Origin of the sequence: Pseudomonas furukawaii, assembly GCF_002355475.1 — a bacterium.
GTDB lineage: Bacteria > Pseudomonadota > Gammaproteobacteria > Pseudomonadales > Pseudomonadaceae > Metapseudomonas > Metapseudomonas furukawaii.
This window is the reverse complement of the sequence record NZ_AP014862.1, coordinates 5,428,727-5,446,845: the sequence shown is the minus strand read 5'-3', so window position 1 is coordinate 5,446,845 and position 18,119 is coordinate 5,428,727. Positions and strand designations below refer to the sequence as shown.

The 18,119-nt window shown below is 67.4% G+C and carries 18 protein-coding genes; 5 read left to right on the top strand and 13 right to left on the bottom strand.

The genetic code is table 11. The annotated features are described in order from the left end of the window. Positions 1-205: 205 nt before the first annotated feature. From KF707C_RS25295 to KF707C_RS25255, 9 genes are all read right to left on the bottom strand, one after another. Positions 206-1,156 (bottom strand): adenosine deaminase, encoded by a 951-nt coding sequence (locus KF707C_RS25295; RefSeq protein WP_003452718.1) that lies wholly within the window; start codon positions 1,154-1,156, stop codon positions 206-208. Positions 1,157-1,395: 239 nt separating this feature from the next. Then, positions 1,396-2,358 carry a 2-oxoglutarate and iron-dependent oxygenase domain-containing protein gene (locus KF707C_RS25290; protein ID WP_003452716.1) on the bottom strand — a complete coding sequence of 321 codons (963 nt, stop codon included), beginning with the start codon at positions 2,356-2,358 and terminating at the stop codon, positions 1,396-1,398. Positions 2,359-2,421: 63 nt separating this feature from the next. After that, positions 2,422-3,504 (bottom strand): BMP family ABC transporter substrate-binding protein, encoded by a 1,083-nt coding sequence (locus tag KF707C_RS25285; protein WP_036993127.1) that lies wholly within the window; start codon positions 3,502-3,504, stop codon positions 2,422-2,424. Between the two features lie 180 nt (positions 3,505-3,684). Beyond that, a complete protein-coding gene (locus KF707C_RS25280; RefSeq protein ID WP_003452712.1) occupies positions 3,685-4,611 on the bottom strand; it encodes an ABC transporter permease in 927 nt (308 codons plus the stop codon). Between the two features lie 61 nt (positions 4,612-4,672). Continuing rightward, positions 4,673-5,770 carry an ABC transporter permease gene (locus tag KF707C_RS25275; protein WP_003452703.1) on the bottom strand — a complete coding sequence of 366 codons (1,098 nt, stop codon included), beginning with the start codon at positions 5,768-5,770 and terminating at the stop codon, positions 4,673-4,675. Positions 5,771-5,783: 13 nt separating this feature from the next. After that, positions 5,784-7,325: an ABC transporter ATP-binding protein gene (locus tag KF707C_RS25270; protein WP_003452702.1), complete on the bottom strand. Its 1,542-nt coding sequence runs from the start codon at positions 7,323-7,325 to the stop codon at positions 5,784-5,786. Positions 7,326-7,821: 496 nt separating this feature from the next. Beyond that, positions 7,822-8,406 (bottom strand): IMPACT family protein, encoded by a 585-nt coding sequence (locus tag KF707C_RS25265; RefSeq protein WP_003452699.1) that lies wholly within the window; start codon positions 8,404-8,406, stop codon positions 7,822-7,824. Then, positions 8,406-9,071: a TetR/AcrR family transcriptional regulator gene (locus KF707C_RS25260; RefSeq protein WP_003452688.1), complete on the bottom strand. Its 666-nt coding sequence runs from the start codon at positions 9,069-9,071 to the stop codon at positions 8,406-8,408. Before KF707C_RS25260 ends, KF707C_RS25265 begins: the two co-directional genes overlap by 1 nt. 193 nt (positions 9,072-9,264) lie before the next feature. Beyond that, complete coding sequence (locus tag KF707C_RS25255; RefSeq protein ID WP_003452685.1) at positions 9,265-10,185, bottom strand: LysR family transcriptional regulator; 921 nt, start codon at positions 10,183-10,185, stop codon at positions 9,265-9,267. Between the two features lie 120 nt (positions 10,186-10,305). Here KF707C_RS25255 and KF707C_RS25250 point away from each other — a divergent pair, with 120 nt between their 5' ends. From KF707C_RS25250 to KF707C_RS25240, 3 genes are all read left to right on the top strand, one after another. Beyond that, the gene (locus tag KF707C_RS25250; protein ID WP_003452682.1) at positions 10,306-11,652 is read left to right on the top strand and encodes an aspartate aminotransferase family protein; all 1,347 of its coding nucleotides are present in this window, start codon (positions 10,306-10,308) and stop codon (positions 11,650-11,652) included. Next, positions 11,652-11,939, top strand: a complete 288-nt coding sequence (locus tag KF707C_RS25245) for a cupin domain-containing protein (RefSeq protein WP_003452680.1) — start codon at positions 11,652-11,654, stop codon at positions 11,937-11,939. The genes KF707C_RS25250 and KF707C_RS25245 overlap by 1 nt, the downstream gene beginning before the upstream one ends. 104 nt (positions 11,940-12,043) lie before the next feature. Further along, positions 12,044-13,540: a CoA-acylating methylmalonate-semialdehyde dehydrogenase gene (locus KF707C_RS25240; RefSeq protein ID WP_003452678.1), complete on the top strand. Its 1,497-nt coding sequence runs from the start codon at positions 12,044-12,046 to the stop codon at positions 13,538-13,540. A gap of 64 nt (positions 13,541-13,604) precedes the next feature. Here the strand turns inward: KF707C_RS25240 and KF707C_RS25235 are convergent, their stop codons facing one another. After that, the gene (locus KF707C_RS25235; RefSeq protein WP_003452677.1) at positions 13,605-14,138 is read right to left on the bottom strand and encodes an REP-associated tyrosine transposase; all 534 of its coding nucleotides are present in this window, start codon (positions 14,136-14,138) and stop codon (positions 13,605-13,607) included. A gap of 398 nt (positions 14,139-14,536) precedes the next feature. Beyond that, a complete protein-coding gene (locus KF707C_RS25230) occupies positions 14,537-15,325 on the bottom strand; it encodes an NYN domain-containing protein (protein WP_003452676.1) in 789 nt (262 codons plus the stop codon). Positions 15,326-15,458: 133 nt separating this feature from the next. Here KF707C_RS25230 and KF707C_RS25225 point away from each other — a divergent pair, with 133 nt between their 5' ends. Next, the gene (locus KF707C_RS25225) at positions 15,459-15,641 is read left to right on the top strand and encodes a type II toxin-antitoxin system HicA family toxin (protein ID WP_003452675.1); all 183 of its coding nucleotides are present in this window, start codon (positions 15,459-15,461) and stop codon (positions 15,639-15,641) included. Positions 15,642-15,670: 29 nt separating this feature from the next. Next, complete coding sequence (locus KF707C_RS25220) at positions 15,671-16,084, top strand: type II toxin-antitoxin system HicB family antitoxin (protein WP_036993140.1); 414 nt, start codon at positions 15,671-15,673, stop codon at positions 16,082-16,084. A 45-nt stretch (positions 16,085-16,129) separates the two neighbouring features. Here KF707C_RS25220 and KF707C_RS25215 read toward each other — a convergent pair whose 3' ends face one another. Together KF707C_RS25215 and speB are read right to left on the bottom strand one after the other, a co-directional pair. Then, the gene (locus tag KF707C_RS25215) at positions 16,130-17,047 is read right to left on the bottom strand and encodes a LysR family transcriptional regulator (RefSeq protein WP_003452673.1); all 918 of its coding nucleotides are present in this window, start codon (positions 17,045-17,047) and stop codon (positions 16,130-16,132) included. 76 nt (positions 17,048-17,123) lie between these two features. Next, the gene (gene speB, locus KF707C_RS25210; protein ID WP_003452672.1) at positions 17,124-18,077 is read right to left on the bottom strand and encodes an agmatinase; all 954 of its coding nucleotides are present in this window, start codon (positions 18,075-18,077) and stop codon (positions 17,124-17,126) included. Positions 18,078-18,119 lie beyond the last annotated feature (42 nt).

Here is an 18,119-nt window from a genome sequence, read left to right as displayed (position 1 = left end):
CGAGGAATGATCGGAATCCGACAGGCAGCGGAAGGCTGCCGAATGGTGTTCGGATCAAAGAAACGAATTTTCGGACGCATCTTATGTGACCCAGGTACCGGGTCAGACTGGCCGTCTATGCCGACCTACCGGGTTATGAGTTCTTTCCTACAAACCTGCTTCCAGGTCGAAGGCATCCCGGCCGGATCGGCCGGGGGCAGGGGGCTCATTTCACCAGGCGGGCATCGAGGCTGTTCTGCGCCAGGCGGCGGGCCTGGTCCTGGGTCATGCCCAGGTGTTGGTGCAGGGCGGCGAAGTTCTCGGTGACGTAGCCGCCAAAATAGGCGGGATCGTCGGAGTTCACCGTCACCTTCACGCCGCGTTCCAGCATGTCGAGGATGTTGTGCTGGCCCATGTGCTGGAACACGCAGAGCTTGATGTTGGACAGCGGGCAGACGGTCAGGGGGATCTGCTCGTCGATGATGCGCTGCATCAGGCGCTCGTCCTCGATGGCGCGTACGCCGTGGTCGATACGTTCGATCTTCAGCAGGTCCAGGGCTTCCCAGATGTACTCCGGCGGGCCTTCCTCGCCGGCGTGGGCGACGGTGAGGAAGCCTTCGGCGCGGGCGCGGTCGAACACGCGCTGGAACTTGCTCGGCGGGTGGCCTTTCTCGGAGCTGTCCAGGCCCACGGCGATGAAGGCGTCACGGAAGGGCAGGGCCTGGTCGAGGGTCTTCTGGGCCTCTTCCTCGGAGAGGTGGCGGAGGAAGCTGAGGATCAGGCCGCTGCTGATGCCCAGTTGTTCGCGGCCGTCTTCCAGGGCCTGGCGGATGCCGCTGAGCACCACCTCGAAGGGGATGCCCCGGTCGGTGTGGGTCTGGGGGTCGAAGAAGGGTTCGGTGTGGATCACGTTCTGCGCCTTGCAGCGCTGCAGGTAGGCCCAGGTCAGGTCGTAGAAGTCCTGCTCGGTGCGCAGGACGCCGGCGCCCTGGTAGTAGAGGTCGAGGAACTCCTGCAGGTTGTTGAAGGCGTAGGCGCTGCGCAGGCTTTCCACATCGGCCCAGGGCAGGGCGATCTTGTTGCGCTCGGCCAGGGCGAACAGCAGTTCGGGTTCCAGGGAGCCTTCCAGGTGCAGGTGCAGTTCGGCCTTGGGCAAGGCGTTGAGCCAGTCGTACATGGTGGTTTCTCGTGATCGGGCGGGGATGGGGCAAGTTTAACCGCCCAGCCGCTGCGCGGAGCACCCTGGGGATCGAGCATGGGTAGCCGGATGCAATCCGGGAGCGGGGATCAGCCTTGCCCCTGGATTTCATCCAGGCTACGGACTGAAGGGGCCATGTCGCCGCCCCACCTTCCAGGTCATGCCTGCGCTCAAGGTGCGCTTTAGCTGTCTTGAGGCCAGCAGCCTTTCAAACAGGTTCAGGTCGTCTCCTCCCGCCGGTAGGCATAGGTGTCGGCGAAGCGCGAGAGCAGGTAATCGGCGCTGGTCACCGGCGGGTACCTGGGCGGGTTGCCGGGGCCCGAGCAGTTGGGCAGGCAGCTGATCACCGTGTCCGGATGCGGCTCGGCGAAGAAGGGCATGGAGTAGCGGTCCACCCCCAGCGGGCTGATCACCCGGTGCGGGGTGGATCTGTACCTGTCGTTGCTCCAGCGCGCCATCATGTCGCCGAGGTTGACCACGAAGCTCCCCGGGATCGGCGGCGCGTCGATCCACTCGCCCCGGACGTCGCGTACCTGCAGTCCACCGGCATCGTCCTGGTAGAGCAGGGTGATGCAGCCGTAGTCGGTGTGGGCGCCGGCTCCCGGCTGGTCGGCGGAGCGCGCGGTGTGGCGCGGCGGGTAGTGGATCATGCGGAACACGCTGATGGGTTCATTGAAACGCTGGTCGAAGAAGTCGCGCTCGATGCCCAGCGCCAGGGCGATGGCCCGCAGCAGGGTCTGGGCCAGGGCCTGCATGTCGGCGTAGTGCCGCTCCAGCAACGTCGCCCAGCCGGGCAGGTCGGGGTGGCGGTTGGGGCCACGCAGGGGCTTGCCGGCCAGCACTTCGGGGTGGTCGGCGCCCAGGTGGAAGCCCATGTCGAAGGTTTCCTTGAGGTCGCTGGGCTGGTTCGGGTCCAACTGCTCGGTGGCGATGGCGCCGTAGCCCCGGTGGTGGGCGGTGCGGGTGATGTCGATCTTCAGCTTCTCCGCTTCGGGCAGGGCGAAGAAGGTTTTCGCCGCGTCCAGCAGGTCCTTGAAGCGGGCCGGGCCGATGGGATGGCCGGTGATGTAGAAGAAGCCCCGGTCGCGGCAGGCGGCGTCGATCTGCTCGGCCACCTGCTGCCAGGCCTGGTGGTTGTCGCCATAGAGCGGGGCGATGTCGATGAGGGGAAGCGGGTTCATCGGGTAGTCCTTCGGGTGCGCAGGTCGGTGCCCTCTCCCCGCGAGCGGGGAGAGGGGCCGGGCTCACTTCGGCAGTTCCGCCTTGAGGCCTTCGACGTAGTAGTTCATGCCCGCCAGGTCGGCGTTGGTGGCGACCACGCCGTCGGCCAGCTTGAGGGCGCCGTCCTGGTCCTTGATCGGGCCGGTGAAGGGGTGGAACTCGCCGCTCCTGATGCGGGCGATGATCTGCTCGGCCTCGGCCTTCACCTCGGTCGGCACCAGGTCGCTGATGGGCAGCTGGAGGGTGTCCTCGGCCAGGCCGCCCCAGTAGTCCTGGGGTTTCCAGGTGCCGGCCATCACGCCTTCGGCGGCCTGGATGTAGTGCGGGCCCCAGTTGTTGACGATGGAGGTGAGCACGGCCTTGGGCCCGAAGTGGGCCATGTCCGAGGCGTAGCCCACGGAGTACACGCCACGGCGCTCGGCGGCCTGGATCGGCGCCGGGCTGTCGGTGTGCTGGAAGACCACGTCCACGCCCTGGTCGATCAGCGCGTTGGCGGCGTCGGCCTCCTTGCCCGGGTCGAACCAGGAGTTGACCCAGACCACCTTGATCTCGGCCCCCGGGTCGTACTTGTTCAGGGCCAGCTGGATGGCGTTGATGTCGCGGATCACCTCGGGGATGGGGAAGGAGGCGATGTAGCCGATCTTGTGGCTCTTGGTCATCTTCGCCGCGAGGAAGCCGCCGACGTAGCGGCCCTCATAGGAGCGCGACAGGTAGGTGCCGAGGTTCCTGTCCTGCTTGTAGCCGGTAGCGTGCTCGAAGGTGACCTTGGGGAACTGCCTGGCTACCTTGGCGGTGGGGTTCATGTAGCCGAAGGAGGTGGTGAACACCAGGTCGTAGCCGCCCTTGGCCATGTTGCGGATGACCCGCTCGGCGTCCGCGCCCTCGGCCACGTTCTCCACGTAGGTGGTTTCCACCTTGTCGCCCAGCCTGGCCACCAGGGCCTTGCGGCCTTCCTCGTGCTGGTAGGTCCAGCCGTGGTCGCCGATGGGACCGACATAGACGAAACCGACTTTCAGCGGGTCGGCGGCGCTGGCGGACAGGATGCCGCTGAAGCCGATGGCGGCGGCCAGGGTGCGCAGCAGGTTCTTCCGGAGGGGCTTCTGCATCACGGGTGGAGCTCCTTGTTGGGTGTGTTGGCGTGTGTCTGCCGGGGCGATTGCAAAAAGCTGACCAACTGGACAGAAGGCCCGTGCCGGCGGCCTGTTGCGGGAACCGGCCCGCCCGAAACGCAGAGGCCCCGCATGGAGCGGGGCCTCTGTTGGTGCAGCGCGCCTCCTGCTGGTGCGTCAGTGACCGGCGCGCCACGGCTGGCCGAGGGACACCGGGGCGAACAGGCGGGTGCGCAGGGCGTCGCGGGAGAGCAGCACCAGCACCAGGATGGTGGCCACGTAGGGCAGCATCGCCAGCAGGTTGGCGGGGATCGCCAGGCCCACGCCCTGGGCCACCAGGTGGAGGATGCTGGCCAGGCCGAAGAGGTAGGCCCCCAGCAGCACGCGGAACACCCGCCAGCTGGCGAAGACCACCAGGGCCAGGGCGATCCAGCCGCGTCCGGCGGTCATGTTCTCCGCCCACATCGGCGTGTAGGCCAGGGACAGGTAGGCGCCGGCCAGCCCGGCCATGGCGCCGCCGAAGAGCACCGCCAGGGTCCGCACCCCCATCACCGGCAGGCCCATGGCGCTGGCGGCGTCGGGGTTCTCGCCGACCGCCTGGATCACCAGGCCGATGCGACTTTTCAGCAGCACCCAGGCCACGGCGGCGAACAGGGCGAAGCTGAGGTACACCAGCAGGTCCTGGGCGAAGAGCATGGGCCCCAGCAGCGGGATATCGGCCAGCAGGGGAATGGCCAGGGGCTCGAAACCGGCCAGTGGCTTGCCCACCCAGGCGGCGCCGACGAAGGACGACAGCCCCACCCCGAAGATGGTCAGGGCCAGGCCCGTGGCCACCTGGTTGGCGTTGCAACCCAGCGCCACCAGGGCGAAGAGCGCGGCCAGCAGCATGCCGGCGGCCATGGCCAGCAGGACGCCGAGCCAGAGGCTGCCGGTGGACAGGGCGACGATGAAGCCGATCACCGCGCCGAACAGCATCATCCCCTCCTGGCCGAGGTTGAGGACGCCGCTCTTCTCGCAGACAAGTTCGCCGAGGGCCACCAGCAGCAGCGGCGTGCCGCAGCGGACCATGGCGAAGAGGATGTTGCTGATCAGGTCGAGGTCCATGGGGCGCTCCGGCAGGGTTGAAGGGCGTGGTCGCTGAGGGGAAAGGGCATCGGGGCTGCGTTCACGCCATCGCCTCCCGTACGCGCTCCCGCCGTCCCCAGCGCAGCGCCAGGCGCGGCCGGTAGAGGATCAGCACGTCGCAGGCGAGGAGGAAGAACAGCATCATGCCCTGGAAGAGTTCGGTGATGGACTGGGGCAGGTTCATGGCCATCTGGGCGTTCTCGCCCCCCAGGTAGAGCAGCGCCATCAGCAGGCCGGCCAGCAGGATGCCGAAGGGGTTGAGGCGACCGAGGAAGGCCACGGTAATGGCCGCGTAGCCGTACCCCGGGGACACCTGGGGCACCAGTTGGCCGATGGGGCCCGTGACCTCGCCCACCCCGGCCAGGCCCGCCAGGCCGCCGCTGACCAGCAGCACCAGCCAGACCAGCCGCTTCTCGCGGAAGCCGACGAAGCCGGCGGCGCGCGGGTCCAGGCCGAGCACCTTGATCTGGAAGCCGAGGAAGCTTCGTTGCAGCAGCACCCAGACCACCACCAGCGCGGCCAGGGCGAAGTAGAGGCCGACGTGGACCCGCAGGTCCTCCAGCAGCGGCGGCAGGCGGCTGGCATCGCCGAACATCGCCGACTCGGGGAAGTTGAAGCCGGCCGGGTCCTTCAGGGGGCCATGGACGCAGTGCAGCAGCAGGTTCAGGGCGATGTAGTTGAGCATGATGGTGGTGAGGATTTCGTTGGCGTTGAAGCGGGTTCGCAGCCAGGCCGCCAGGCCGCCCCAGGCGGCACCGGCGAGGGTGCCGGTGGCCAGTACCGCCGCCAGTGCCCAGCGGCTCTCCCAGTCGATCAGGTTCACCGCCACGGCGCTGCCGGCCAGGGCGCCGATCAGCAACTGGCCTTCGGCGCCGATGTTCCACACCCGGGCCTGGTAGGCCACGGCCAGGCCCAGGGCGCAGAGCAGGATGGGCAGGGCCTTCACCAGCAGTTCGGAGAGGCCGTAGAGGTCGCTGACGGGCGCGATCAGCAGGGTGTGCAGGGTGTCCAGCGGGTCATGGCCGAGGGCGGCGAAGAGCAGCGCGCCGCTGGCCAGGGTGAGCAGGCCGGCCAGCAGCGGCGACAGGGCGAGCATGGCGCGGGACTGCTGCTGGCGGGGTTCCAGGGATAGCAACATGAGGGGCTCTCGTTCAGGCGGCGGCTTGGGGGTGGTCGAACTGACCGGCCATCCAGCGGCCGACCTCCACCGGGGTGGTGGCGGCGCAGGACTTCAGCGGCGACAGGCGGCCGCCACAGAGGGCACCGATGCGGTCGCTGATCTGGAAGAGTTCGTCGAGGTCTTCGGAGATCACCAGGATCGCGGCGCCGGCATCGCGCAGGGCGATCAGCGCCCTGTGGATGGCCGCCGCGGCACCCACGTCCACGCCCCAGGTGGGGTGCGCGGCCACCAGCAGTTTCGGCGCCTGGAGGATTTCCCGGCCGAGGATGAATTTTTGCAGGTTGCCGCCGGACAGGCTGCGGGCGGGGGCCTGGGCGTCCGGGGTCTTCACGGCGAAGCGGCGGATGATTTCGTCGGCGAAGGCCAGGACCCGGCCGCGGCGGATCAGGCCACGGCTCAGCAGGCCCTGGCGCGAGGCGGTGAGCAGGGCGTTGTCCGCGAGGCTCAGTTCCGGCACCGCGCCGTGGCCCAGGCGTTCCGCCGGGACGAAGGCCAGGCCCCTGGCGCGGCGGGCGTCCGGACGCAACGGGCCGACGGCGCTGCCGGCGAAGCGGATGTTGCCGGCGTCCTCGCCGGTGAGGCGCCGCTCCCCGGACAGCAGGGCCAGCAGCTCATCCTGGCCGTTGCCGGCGACACCGGCGATGCCGACGATTTCGCCGCTGCGCACCTCCAGTTGCAGGTCGGCCAGGGAGACGCCGAAAGGATCGGGGTTGCGCCAGGACAGTCCCGAGAGGGTGAGGAAGGGCGCGCCCCCGGACACCTTCGGGTACTGCGCCGACAGGCCCTCGGCGTCGCCCACCATCAGCCGCGCCAGTTCCAGGTCGCTGCACTGGGCGGGGACGCAATGCCCGGCCACACGGCCCCCGCGCAGCACGGTGGCGCCCTGGCAGAGGGCGCGGACTTCCCCCAGCTTGTGGCTGATGAAGAGGATGCTGCAGCCCTCGGCGGCCAGGTGGCGCAGGGTGACGAAGAGTTCGTCGGCCTCCTGGGGCGTCAGCACCGAGGTGGGTTCGTCGAGGATCAACAGGCGGATGTCCTGCATCAGGCAGCGGACTATCTCCACCCGCTGGCGCTCGCCGATGGACAGCCCGTGGACCAGGCGCTCCGGCTCCAGGGCCATGCCGTAGCGCCGCGACACCTCGCGGATGCGTGGCTCCAGCTGCTTCGGCGTGCCGGCGGAGGCGCCCAGGGCCAGGGCGATGTTCTCGGCGACGGTCAGGGTCTCGAACAGGGAGAAGTGCTGGAACACCATGCCGATGCCCAGCTCCCGTGCGCGCGCCGGGTCGCGGATCTCCACCGGTTCGCCCTGCCAGCGGATCTCGCCGGCATCCGGCTGGGTGACGCCGTAGATGATCTTCATCAGGGTGCTCTTGCCGGCGCCGTTCTCCCCCAGCAGGGCGTGGATCTCCCCGGGTGCGATGCACAGGTCGACCCGGTCGTTGGCCAGGCAGCCGGGGTAGCGCTTGGTGATGCCGCGCAGTTCGAGGCGGGGTGGCGGGTGGGGGCTGTGCATGGCGGACATTCCTGTGGAAAAGGGCAATGCCGGTGGCTTAGCAAAAAGCTGGCCATCGAGTCAGGAATGAACGCGGGCCCCGTGGTTGCTGGCGTTTGCCGGGCGGCGCGGTTCGCTACGGGGAAAATCATGCCCGCTGCTGGTGCAGGGGCGCGTCATGGGGGGCGCGGGCTGGTGGTTTTTTGAGCGATGGACCGGAAGCGCCGCCGGACCTGGGGCGCAGCGGATATTCCCAAGCTTATCCACAGTCTTTTCCCCGTCCACCGTGGACAAGCCAAGGCTCCCGGCCTGCCCGGTGCGCCCTCATGGTGCAGATCGAAAGACGGGGTAAATCAGTGGGTTATCCGCTGGTGCAGGACATGACGGAGCACTGGACAAAAGGCGAACAGTTCTCGCTAAGCCGCGCCGCTGCGGCGTTCCAGCCAGGAGTCCACGAGTTATCCACAGCAGGCTCCACAGAAATTGTGGGTAGGGTGCGCTTGGCAGGCCCTGCGCGCTACAGCCGCTTGAGCGTCATCCGCCCCCGGCTGATATCCCGCAGCACCTGGGCCAGGGCGTCGATTCGGGCCTCGGGCAGGGCGAGGACCAGTTCGGCGCCGTCGGCGTCGAAGGCCTCGCTTTCCACCAGGGCCTCGAACTCCGCCAGGCGTGCCTTGACCAGGGCCAGTTCGGCGAAGGCCGGGTGGCAGCGGACGCGGCTGCGGGCCACCAGTTCCACGCGCTCGGCGCCCTGCAGGCATTTGGCGGCTCCACCGCCGTAGGCGCGGGCCAGGCCGCCGGTGCCGAGCTGGATACCGCCGTAGTAGCGGATCACCAGGACCGCCACCTGGTCGCATTCCTGCCCCTCGATGGCGGCGAGGATGGGACGGCCGGCGGTGCCGCCGGGCTCGCCGTCGTCGTTGAAACGGTACTGGTTGCCCAGCTTCCAGGCCCAGCAGTTGTGGGTGGCGGCGGGATCGGACATCTGCGCGAGGAAGGCCTGGGCGTCCTCCACGCTGCCGATGGGGGCGGCGTGGGTGATGAAGCGGCTCTTCTTGATCTCCTCGCGGTACTCGGCGGGAGCGGACAGGGTGTAGGGCATCAGGCGCTGGGCGGGGTGAGGCCGCACCCTTTGAGGATGATCTGGATGAGGTTACGGGTGGCCGCCTCGAAGTCGTCGCGGGTCAGGCGCTTGCGGCCGGTGACGCGGCAGATCTGGGTGTTGAAGTCGGCGTAGTGCTGGGTGCTGGACCAGAGCAGGAAGATCAGGTTCACCGGGTCCACCGGGTCCATCTTGCCGGCGGCGATCCAGGCTTCGAACACCGCCGCGCGGCCCTTGAACCAGCTGCGGTAGTCCTGGTCGTAGTGCGCTTCCAGGCAGCTGCCGCCGCTGATGATCTCCATGGCGAAGATCTTCGAGGCCAGCGGGTGGCGGCGGGAGAATTCCATCTTGGCGCGGATATAGCGGGCCAGGGCCTCGGCGGGGTCGTCCTCGACGCTGAGGGTGTTGAAGGTGCTGTCCCAGAGCTCCAGGTGGTTGCTGAGCACCGCGATGTACAGGCCCAGCTTGTTGCTGAAGTAGTAATGCAGGTTGGCCTTCGGCAGCCCGGCGCGCAGGGCGATGGTGTTCATGCTGGTGCCCTTGAAGCCGTGGCGGGCGAACTCTTCCTCGGCGGCGGCCAGGATCAGCTCTTCATTCTTCTGGCGAATGCGGCCGGCGGGCCTGGCGGAAGGGGTCGGGCTGTGGGCGGGCACCAGAGAGGTCATAGGCTTCCTGAATCACGGGGTGGTTGGCGACTGCACTGATAACCCAGGACGGCCTGTCCGACAAGCCAAAACTGCGTGGACGGCCAGGATTTTCGCGGGCGGGGCGGCGGCTGCACCCGATTGGGGCGGGGTTGCCCCGGAGCGGCTCGGCCGCCGCGGCCCGCAAGGGGGCAGTGCCGCCCGGCCCGGCGCTTCAGCCGGTGCTCGCCAGCGCCTCCAGGAAGCTTTCCAGCACCAGGTTCGGCCGGCGGCCCTTGCGGGTCACCGTGGACAGCGAGAGGTCATAGAAGCGGCTGCCGGGTTTCAGCGCCCGCAGGCGGCCCTGCTGCACCCAGAAGCTGGCGTAGTGGTCCGGCAGGTAGCCGATGTAGCGCCCGGTGAGGATCAGGAAGGCCATGCCCTCGCGGTCCGAGGCGCTGGCGGTGCAATGCAGCGCCTGATAGTGCGCCTGGTTCTCCGCCGGCAGGCGGAAGGTGGGCGCGATGGCGTCCTGCTGGTTCAGGCGCTCGTCGCTGAGCTGGGTGTCGTCGACGTAGAACAGCGGGTGGCCCACGGCGCAGTAGAGCAGCGAGCGCTCGTCATACAGGGGCTGGTATTCCAGGCCGGAGAGGGCGGCGGTCTGCGGCACCACGCCCACGTGCAGGCGGCCGTCGAGCACCCCTTGCTCCACTTCGCTGGGCGGGGTCATGCGGATGTTGATCTGCACGTCCGGGCCGCGTTCCTTGAGCCGCGACAGGGCGTGGGTGATGCGCATGTGGGGCAGGGTCACCAGGTTGTCGGTGAGGCCGATGTTCAGCTCGCCACGCAGGTTCTGGTGCAGGCCGTTGACCTCGGTGCGGAAGGTTTCCATGGCCGCCAGCAACTGCATGGACGACTGGTAGACCTCGCGGCCTTCCTCGGTCAGGGCGAAGCCGGCGCGACCCCGCTGGCAGAGGCGCAGGCCCAGGCGCTGCTCCAGGTCGCTCATCTGCTGGCTGATGGCCGAGCGGCCGATGCCCAGCACGCTCTCGGCGGCGGAGAAGCCACCGCATTCCACCACGCTGCGGAAGATGCGCAGCAGGCGGATATCGAAGTCGCTGACCTGCCCCAGGGGCTCGGGACGACGAAGGCTCATGGTTTAGCGACCTCTAACCTGAAGATATGAAAAGTTGAATTTTCGTGACTTTATGCCCGTGGCAATGTCGTCGGCAAGTAGCCCGTCGTTCATCCGAACCAGACACTTCAGAGGCCAGACATGAACATGCCGCAGACCGCCCAGCTTCCCCTTGCCAGCCAGCTCAAGCTGGACGCCCACTGGATGCCCTTCTCCGCCAACCGCAACTTCCAGCGCGATCCCCGTCTGATCGTCGCCGCCGAAGGCAGCTGGCTGATCGATGACCAGGGCCGCCGTGTGTACGACAGCCTGTCGGGCCTGTGGACCTGCGGCGCCGGCCACTCCCGCAAGGAAATCCAGGAAGCCGTCGCCAGGCAGCTCGGCACCCTCGACTACTCCCCCGGCTTCCAGTTCGGTCACCCGCTGTCCTTCAAGCTGGCCGAGAAGATCGCCAGCCTGACCCCCGGTGAGCTGAACCATGTGTTCTTCACCGGTTCGGGCTCCGAATGCGCCGACACCGCCATCAAGATGGCCCGCGCCTACTGGCGCCTGAAAGGTCAGCCGCAGAAGACCAAGCTGATCGGCCGCGCCCGTGGCTACCACGGCGTGAACGTCGCCGGCACCGCCCTGGGCGGCATCGGCGGCAACCGCAAGATGTTCGGCCAGCTGATGGACGTCGACCACCTGCCCCACACCCTGCAGCCGGGCATGGCCTTCACCCCGGGCATGGCCGCCACCGGCGGCGTGGAACTGGCCAACGAGCTGTTGAAGCTGATCGAACTGCACGACGCCTCCAACATCGCCGCCGTGATCGTCGAGCCGATGTCCGGCTCCGCCGGCGCCATCGTCCCGCCGGTGGGTTACCTGCAGCGCCTGCGGGAGATCTGCGACCAGCACGGCATCCTGCTGATCTTCGACGAAGTGATCACCGGCTTCGGCCGCATGGGCAAGTGGACCGGCGCCGAGTTCTTCGGCGTGACCCCTGACCTGATGAACGTCGCCAAGCAGATCACCAACGGCGCCATCCCGCTGGGTGCGGTGATCGCCAGCCGCGAGATCTACGAGACCTTCATGAACCAGGCCACCCCGGAATACGCGGTGGAGTTCACCCACGGCTACACCTACTCCGCGCACCCGGTCGCCTGCGCCGCTGGCCTCGCCACCCTGGACCTGCTGGAGAAGGACAACCTGATCCAGCAATCCGCCGAACTGGCCCCGTACTTCGAGAAAGCCATCCATGGCCTGAAAGGTGCCCGGCACGTGGTGGACATCCGTAACTGCGGCCTGGCCGGCGCCCTGCAGATCGCCCCGCGCGACGGCGACGCCATCGTCCGTCCGTTCGAGGCCGGCATGGCCCTGTGGAAGGCCGGCTTCTACGTCCGCTTCGGCGGCGACACCCTGCAGTTCGGGCCCACCTTCAACGCCAGGCCGGAAGAGCTGGACCGGGTGTTCGATGCCGTCGGCCAGGCCCTGCAGGGCATCGCCTGATGAGCGGGCGCCCCCAGGCCGTGCCCACCGTGCAGGTGGACAACGCCGAGGTGATGGTCACCGAGTGGCGCTTCGCCCCGGGCGCCGAAACCGGTCGCCATCGGCACGGCTGCGATTACGTGGTCGTGCCCATGACCGACGGCACCCTGCTGCTGGAAACCCCGGAGGGCGAGAAGCTCGCCCCCCTGGTGGCCGGGCAGGCCTACTTCCGCAAGGCCGGCGTCGAGCACAACGTGATCAACGCCAGCGACCACGAAGTGGTTTTCGTGGAAACCGAATTGAAATAACCCGCGGATCATCCTCTCCCGCCGGGAGAGGGCCGGGGTGAGGGTAGCCTCCACCCCTCGAGCGTTCCGCTGTCAAGACAAGAGCCCTACAAGAGACCCCACCCATGAGCCTCATTCCGCACCTGATCAACGGCGAACGCGTCGCCGACCAAGGCCGCACCGCCGACGTGTTCAACCCGTCCACCGGCGAAGCCATCCACAAGGTCGGCCTGGCCAGCCGCGAAACCCTGCAGAAAGCCATCGATGCCGCCAAGGCCGCCTTCCCCGCCTGGCGCAACACCCCGCCGGCCAAGCGCGCCCAGGTGCTGTTCCGCTTCAAGCAACTGCTGGAAGCCAACGAGGCCGAGATTTCCCGCCTGATCAGCCAGGAGCACGGCAAGACCCTCGAAGACGCCGCCGGCGAACTCAAGCGCGGCATCGAGAACGTCGAGTACGCCTGCGCCGCCCCGGAAATCCTCAAGGGCGAGTACAGCCGCAACGTCGGCCCGAACATCGACGCCTGGAGCGACTTCCAGCCGGTCGGCGTGGTCGCCGGCATCACCCCGTTCAACTTCCCGGCCATGGTGCCGCTGTGGATGTACCCGCTGGCCATCGCCTGCGGCAACACCTTCATCCTCAAGCCCTCCGAGCGCGACCCCAGCTCCACCCTGTTCATCGCCGAACTGTTCGAGCAGGCCGGCCTGCCCAAGGGCGTGCTGAACGTGGTGAACGGCGACAAGGAAGCCGTGGACGGCCTGATCGAAGCGCCCGAAGTGAAGGCCATCAGCTTCGTCGGCTCCACCCCGATCGCCGAATACATCTACAGCGAAGGCACCAAGCGCGGTAAGCGCGTCCAGGCCCTGGGCGGCGCCAAGAACCACGCCGTGCTGATGCCCGACGCCGACCTCGACAATGCCGTCAGCGCACTGATGGGCGCCGCCTACGGCTCCTGCGGCGAGCGCTGCATGGCCATCTCCGTGGCCGTGTGCGTGGGCGACCAGATCGCCGATGCGCTGGTGGAGAAGATCGTTCCGCAGATCAAGGGCCTGAAGATCGGCGCCGGCACCAGCTGCGGCCTGGACATGGGCCCGCTGGTCACCGCCGCCGCCCGCGACAAGGTGGTCGGTTACATCGACGACGGCGTTGCCGCCGGCGCCAAGCTGGTGGTGGACGGCCGTGGCTACCGCGTGGCGGGCCATGAAGACGGCTACTTCGTGGGCGGCACCCTGTTCGACAAGGTCACCGCCGACATGCGCATCTACCAGGAAGAGATCTTCGGCCCGGTGCTTTGCATCGTCCGCGTCGGCAGCCTGGAAGAAGCGATGCAGCTGATCAACGACCACGAATACGGCAACGGCACCTGCATCTTCACCCGCGACGGCGAAGCCGCCCGCCTGTTCTGCGACGAGATCGAAGTGGGCATGGTCGGCGTCAACGTGCCGCTGCCGGTGCCGGTCAGCTACCACAGCTTCGGCGGCTGGAAGCGCTCCCTGTTCGGCGACCTGCACGCCTACGGCCCGGACGGCGTGCGCTTCTACACCCGCCGCAAGGCCATCACCCAGCGCTGGCCCCAGCGCGCCAGCCACGAGGCCGCGCAGTTCGCCTTCCCGAGCAACGGCTGAGTGATCCGGTGAGATGAAGAAAAGGCCAGTCATGTGACTGGCCTTTTCGCTGATGCACAACCCTTCACCCTTCTCCGGCACCTCTCTCCATCTCCTCTCCATCACCCGCCCAATCCAGCGGCAGGATTCCTTCCTTCACGTATCGATGGAAGGACGACCAGCGCCAATCGGCCACCCGCTCGACATGGCCGTGCTTGCGCGGGTTGTGGTGGATGTAGTCCACATGACGGGCAAGATCCTCGTCGTCGCGGATGCGATGTTCCCAGAAACGGCGCTGCCAGATGCCCCGTTCCCCCTTGCGCTTGCGGCTGCTCGAAAGAGGTTCTGCACAGGGCAGCGCGCGGGAAAAGCCGCCCTTGATCAGGCGCCAGCGGAGGGCGTAGTCGGTGTCCCCCGGTGGCAATGTGCACAAGGCGTGGAGGTGTTCCGGGAGGATGACGATGGCGTCGATACGCCAGGGATGACGTCGCATCACAGCGCGGAAGCTGGCGCGCAGCAGGTCGATGTGATCGGTGAGCAGGCTGGCGCTGCGGTCGGAGAGGTTGAGCGTGAAAAACCAGGTCGAACCCGGTGTGAGATCACGACGGTAGTTGGTCATCGGCTGGCGTCCTTGCCTGAGAATGGGGGAGTTCCATCCTACGAACGCCTTGCTCTCTCGGTGTCCCGTGAGGGTGACCGATGCGTCCTGGAATTTTGTGGTTGATGGGTTTCGCGGGCTCTACCCATCCTACGGCGGACGCCAGTGCATCTTCGTAGGATGGGTAGAGCGAAGCGAAACCCATGCTGCCAGCGCCCAGGTAAGAGCAACTGCAACGGGCGGACATCTGATGGGTTTCGCGGGCTCTATCCACCCAACGGCGGACGCCAGTGCACCTTCGTAGGATGGGTAGAGCGAAGCGAAACCCATGCTGCGCTGGTCACGCGGTTCGTCCTGTGGATGGGGCATGGTGGCGACCAGGCCCGTCAGACGCGCATGGGCGATCCCCTCGCGCGCCGTTACTTGCCGCCCTTGCGGTTGCGCACGTAGAGCGACTCGCCGCCGCTGGCGCTGCTGCCGCGCACCTGGACTTCGAAACGCTTGTTCTGGCTCTTGACCAGGTCGCTGAGTTTGCGGAAGCCGTAGAGTCGCGCGTCGAATTCGGGACGGATCCGGGTGATGTTCTGGCCCAGGGCGCCCAGCTGGATCCAGCCATCCTCATCGGAGAGGTCGTCGATCAGCTTGGCGATCAGGTCCACCGGCACCTTCTGCGGCTTGGACTTGCTGGCGGGCTTGGCCGGTTCGCCGGCGGGCTGCTTGTCGGGAGCGGCAGGCGGGGCCTCAGGCGCCTCCTCGCGAAGGATCTCGGTATAGATGAACTTGTCGCAGGCCGAGACGAAGGGCTTCGGCGTCTTTTCCTCGCCGAATCCGTAGACGGTCAGGCCTTCTTCCCTCAGCCGGGCGGCGAGCCGGGTGAAGTCGCTGTCGCTGGAGACCAGGCAGAAGCCGTCGAAGCGGCGGGTATAGAGCAGGTCCATGGCGTCGATGATCAGGGCGCTGTCGGTGGCGTTCTTGCCCTTGGTGTAGGCGAACTGCTGGATCGGCTGGATGGAGTGGTCCAGCAGCACCTTCTTCCAACTGCCCAGTTGCGGGCCGGTCCAGTCGCCGTAGATGCGCTTGACGCTGGCCACGCCGTACTTGGTGATCTCCTCGAACAGGCCCTCGATGATGGAGGCCGGGGCGTTGTCGGCGTCGATCAGCACGGCGAGGTGCTTCTGCTGGCGGGGTGTCTGCTGCTTGATGGCCATGGTTCGTCCTTGGAGGGGGGAGCGTTGAACATACTGCGAACCCGGTAGCCGGTGCCAACCTATCTGCCGGCGTGAGTTGCGCTTTGCTTGCTGGTGGTTACTATAACCACCGTAATCGCGCCAAGGACCGGACGTGAACAGTCGACAACTCGTGGAGCTGATCGAGGCCGATGGATGGTTTCTGGTCAGGGTCAGGGGCAGTCACCACCACTTCAAGCACCCGAGCAAACCGGGGTTGGTGACTATTCCCCATCCGAAGAAAGACCTGCTGCCCAGAACGGTGGCCAGCATTCTCAAACAGGCGGGGCTCAAATGATCCCGCTGCACCTTTCCGGAGGTTTCACCATGCTGTTCCCGATCGCAATACTGCCTGGCGACGATGGGCACGCCTGGGGCGTGGAGGTGCCGGACCTGCCGGGCTGCATCTCGGCGGGCGATGACCTGGACGATGCGATGGCCATGGCCCACGAGGCCATCGAGGGGCACCTGGAGTTGCTGGCGGAGGAGGGGGCGCCGATTCCGGTGGCGAGGAAGCTGACCTTCCATGCGGCGAACCCGGACTACACAGGATGCACCTGGGCGCTGGTGGATATCGACGTGACGCGCTACATGGGCAAGGCGGAGAAGCTGAACATCACCCTGCCGGGCCACCTGCTCACTCGCATCGATGCGTATGTCCGCAGCCATCCGGAGCAGAAGAGCCGCTCGGGGTTCCTGGCTGCGGCGGCGTTGAAGGTGTTGCAGGAGGAGCATTCGTAGTTCCGAGCCCAGGTTCATCGCCTGGCGGCAAGAGGCGATAGCCGCTCATCCCGCATCCGCCAGTTGCTGGCGCGCCTCTTCCAGCGCCTCGATAAAGCCCGCCAGCGCGGTCTTGGGCTCCTGGCCCTGGCGGGTGATGCAGTGGAACAACGAACGGTAGGCCAGCCGCTCCGGCAGCAACGCGCGCAGTTGGCCTCGGCTGACCCAGTGGGCGGCGTAGTGGGTCGGCAGATAGCCCAGGTAGGCGCCGGATAAGACCAGGGTGGCGATCGCTTCCATGGCATAGGCGCTGACCGTCTGGGTGAAGTGCAGGCCATGGGGGCGCTGGTTTTCGGTCATATAGCCACGGCCCACGTACTCCGCCGCGCAGATGTCCTCCAGGCTTAGACAGGTGTCGGCACGCGTGAACAGCGGGTGGTCGGCGGAGCAGTAGAGGTTCTGCTCTTCCTCGAACAGCGGTTGGTAGTTGAGGCCGGACAACTGGTGGTGGAAGGCGCCGATGGCCAGGTGCAGGCGCTCTTCCAGCACGGCCTGTTCCAGCTCGTCGGGGCGCAGCATGTGCAGGTTCAGGCGCACCTCGGGCAGGCGTCGGCGGAACAGCCGCACGGCCAGTGGCAGGGGCGCGCATTCGAGGCTGATGAGGCTGTCCACCGTGCCGATCTGCAGGCTTTCCCTGGCCAGCCCGCCGAGGCGGTTGGCCTGCTGGCGGAAGCGCTCGATGTCCCCGAACAGCAGTTGCGCCATGTCGAACAGCTCCTGGCCTTCCTCGGTCAGCTGGAAGCCGCTGCTGCCGCGCCGGCAGAGGGAACAGCCAAGGCGCTCCTCCAGGTCGCGGACCACCACGCTCAGCCGCGACAGGCTGGTATTGAGTCGGGCCTGGGCCGCGGTGAAGCCGCCCGCTTCGACGATGGAGCAGAAGACCCGCAACATGCGCAGGTCGATATCGGAAATGTTGCCCAGCATGCCCACCTCCAGGCTGGTTGCCGGGACCGTCGGGGGCGCGGTCCCGGCACGAGCCTAGCAACTCGTATCGGCGAGGTCAGCGACTGGCGATGGATTCGGCGAGTATGCACATCAGCTCGAACATCATGGTGGCGCCCACCAGGGCGGTGGCGCCGCCCTGGTCGAAGGGCGGGGAGACTTCCACCACGTCGGCGCCCACCAGGTTCAGGCCGCGCAGGCCACGGATCATCTGCTGGGCCTGGAGGGTGGTCATGCCGCCGATTTCCGGGGTGCCGGTGCCGGGGGCGAAGGCCGGATCGAGCACGTCGACATCGAAGCTGATGTAGGTGGGGCCATCGCCCACCACGCGCCGCGCTTCCGCCAGGGTGGCCTCGACGCCGATCTCGGCGAACTCCTCCATGTGGATCACGCGGATGCCGCATTCCTCGGCGAAGGCCTCGTCCTCGGCGGAGTAGATGGAACCGCGAATGCCGATCTGCACCGTGCGCCGGGGGTCCAGCAGGCCTTCCTCCACCGCACGGCGGAAGGGGGTGCCATGGGTGTAGGGGTTGTCGCCGAAGTAGCGGTCGTTGGTGTCGGAGTGGGCGTCGAAGTGGATCATGCCGATGGGGCGATGGCGGGCCAGAGCGCGGAAGATCGGCAGGGTCACCAGGTGGTCACCGCCGACCGCCAGCGGCACCGTGCCGGCGTCGTGGATCTCGCGGAAGAAGGCCTCGATGCGCGTCAGCGAGTCGATCAGGTCGATGGGGTTGACCGGCGCGTCGCCCAGGTCGCCGATGCGCACCAGTTCGTAAGGGGCGATGCGGCTGACGTGATGCACCTTGCGCATCAGGCTGGACAGGTTGCGCACCTCGCGCGGGCCGTGGCGGGCGCCGGCGCGGTTGGTTGTGCCGCCGTCCCAGGGCACGCCCACCAGGGCCAGTTGCAGGTCGGCAGGGTCGCTGAAGATCGGCAGGCGCATGAAGCTCGGGATGCCGGCGAAACGCGGGATCAGCGCGGCATCGAGCGGCTGTGGGAAGTCTCGGGTCATGGGCTTTCTCTCACGGGTGGAGGGCGCCGTCGCGGCGCCCTG

Excerpts from the sequence above, each read along its gene's own strand:
- KF707C_RS25280 (WP_003452712.1), bottom strand. The coding sequence starts at position 4,611 with ATGGACCTCGACCTGATCAGCAACATCCTCTTCGCCATGGTCCGCTGC.
- KF707C_RS25270 (WP_003452702.1), bottom strand. The coding sequence starts at position 7,325 with ATGCACAGCCCCCACCCGCCACCCCGCCTCGAACTGCGCGGCATCACC.
- KF707C_RS25290 (WP_003452716.1), bottom strand. The coding sequence starts at position 2,358 with ATGAACCCGCTTCCCCTCATCGACATCGCCCCGCTCTATGGCGACAAC.
- KF707C_RS25250 (WP_003452682.1), top strand. The coding sequence starts at position 10,306 with ATGAACATGCCGCAGACCGCCCAGCTTCCCCTTGCCAGCCAGCTCAAG.
- KF707C_RS25245 (WP_003452680.1), top strand. The coding sequence starts at position 11,652 with ATGAGCGGGCGCCCCCAGGCCGTGCCCACCGTGCAGGTGGACAACGCC.
- KF707C_RS25255 (WP_003452685.1), bottom strand. The coding sequence starts at position 10,185 with ATGAGCCTTCGTCGTCCCGAGCCCCTGGGGCAGGTCAGCGACTTCGAT.
- KF707C_RS25295 (WP_003452718.1), bottom strand. The coding sequence starts at position 1,156 with ATGTACGACTGGCTCAACGCCTTGCCCAAGGCCGAACTGCACCTGCAC.
- KF707C_RS25215 (WP_003452673.1), bottom strand. The coding sequence starts at position 17,047 with ATGCTGGGCAACATTTCCGATATCGACCTGCGCATGTTGCGGGTCTTC.
- speB (WP_003452672.1), bottom strand. The coding sequence starts at position 18,077 with ATGACCCGAGACTTCCCACAGCCGCTCGATGCCGCGCTGATCCCGCGT.
- KF707C_RS25230 (WP_003452676.1), bottom strand. The coding sequence starts at position 15,325 with ATGGCCATCAAGCAGCAGACACCCCGCCAGCAGAAGCACCTCGCCGTG.
- KF707C_RS25240 (WP_003452678.1), top strand. The coding sequence starts at position 12,044 with ATGAGCCTCATTCCGCACCTGATCAACGGCGAACGCGTCGCCGACCAA.
- KF707C_RS25275 (WP_003452703.1), bottom strand. The coding sequence starts at position 5,770 with ATGTTGCTATCCCTGGAACCCCGCCAGCAGCAGTCCCGCGCCATGCTC.
- KF707C_RS25260 (WP_003452688.1), bottom strand. The coding sequence starts at position 9,071 with ATGACCTCTCTGGTGCCCGCCCACAGCCCGACCCCTTCCGCCAGGCCC.
- KF707C_RS25235 (WP_003452677.1), bottom strand. The coding sequence starts at position 14,138 with ATGACCAACTACCGTCGTGATCTCACACCGGGTTCGACCTGGTTTTTC.
- KF707C_RS25265 (WP_003452699.1), bottom strand. The coding sequence starts at position 8,406 with ATGCCCTACACCCTGTCCGCTCCCGCCGAGTACCGCGAGGAGATCAAG.
- KF707C_RS25220 (WP_036993140.1), top strand. The coding sequence starts at position 15,671 with ATGCTGTTCCCGATCGCAATACTGCCTGGCGACGATGGGCACGCCTGG.
- KF707C_RS25285 (WP_036993127.1), bottom strand. The coding sequence starts at position 3,504 with ATGCAGAAGCCCCTCCGGAAGAACCTGCTGCGCACCCTGGCCGCCGCC.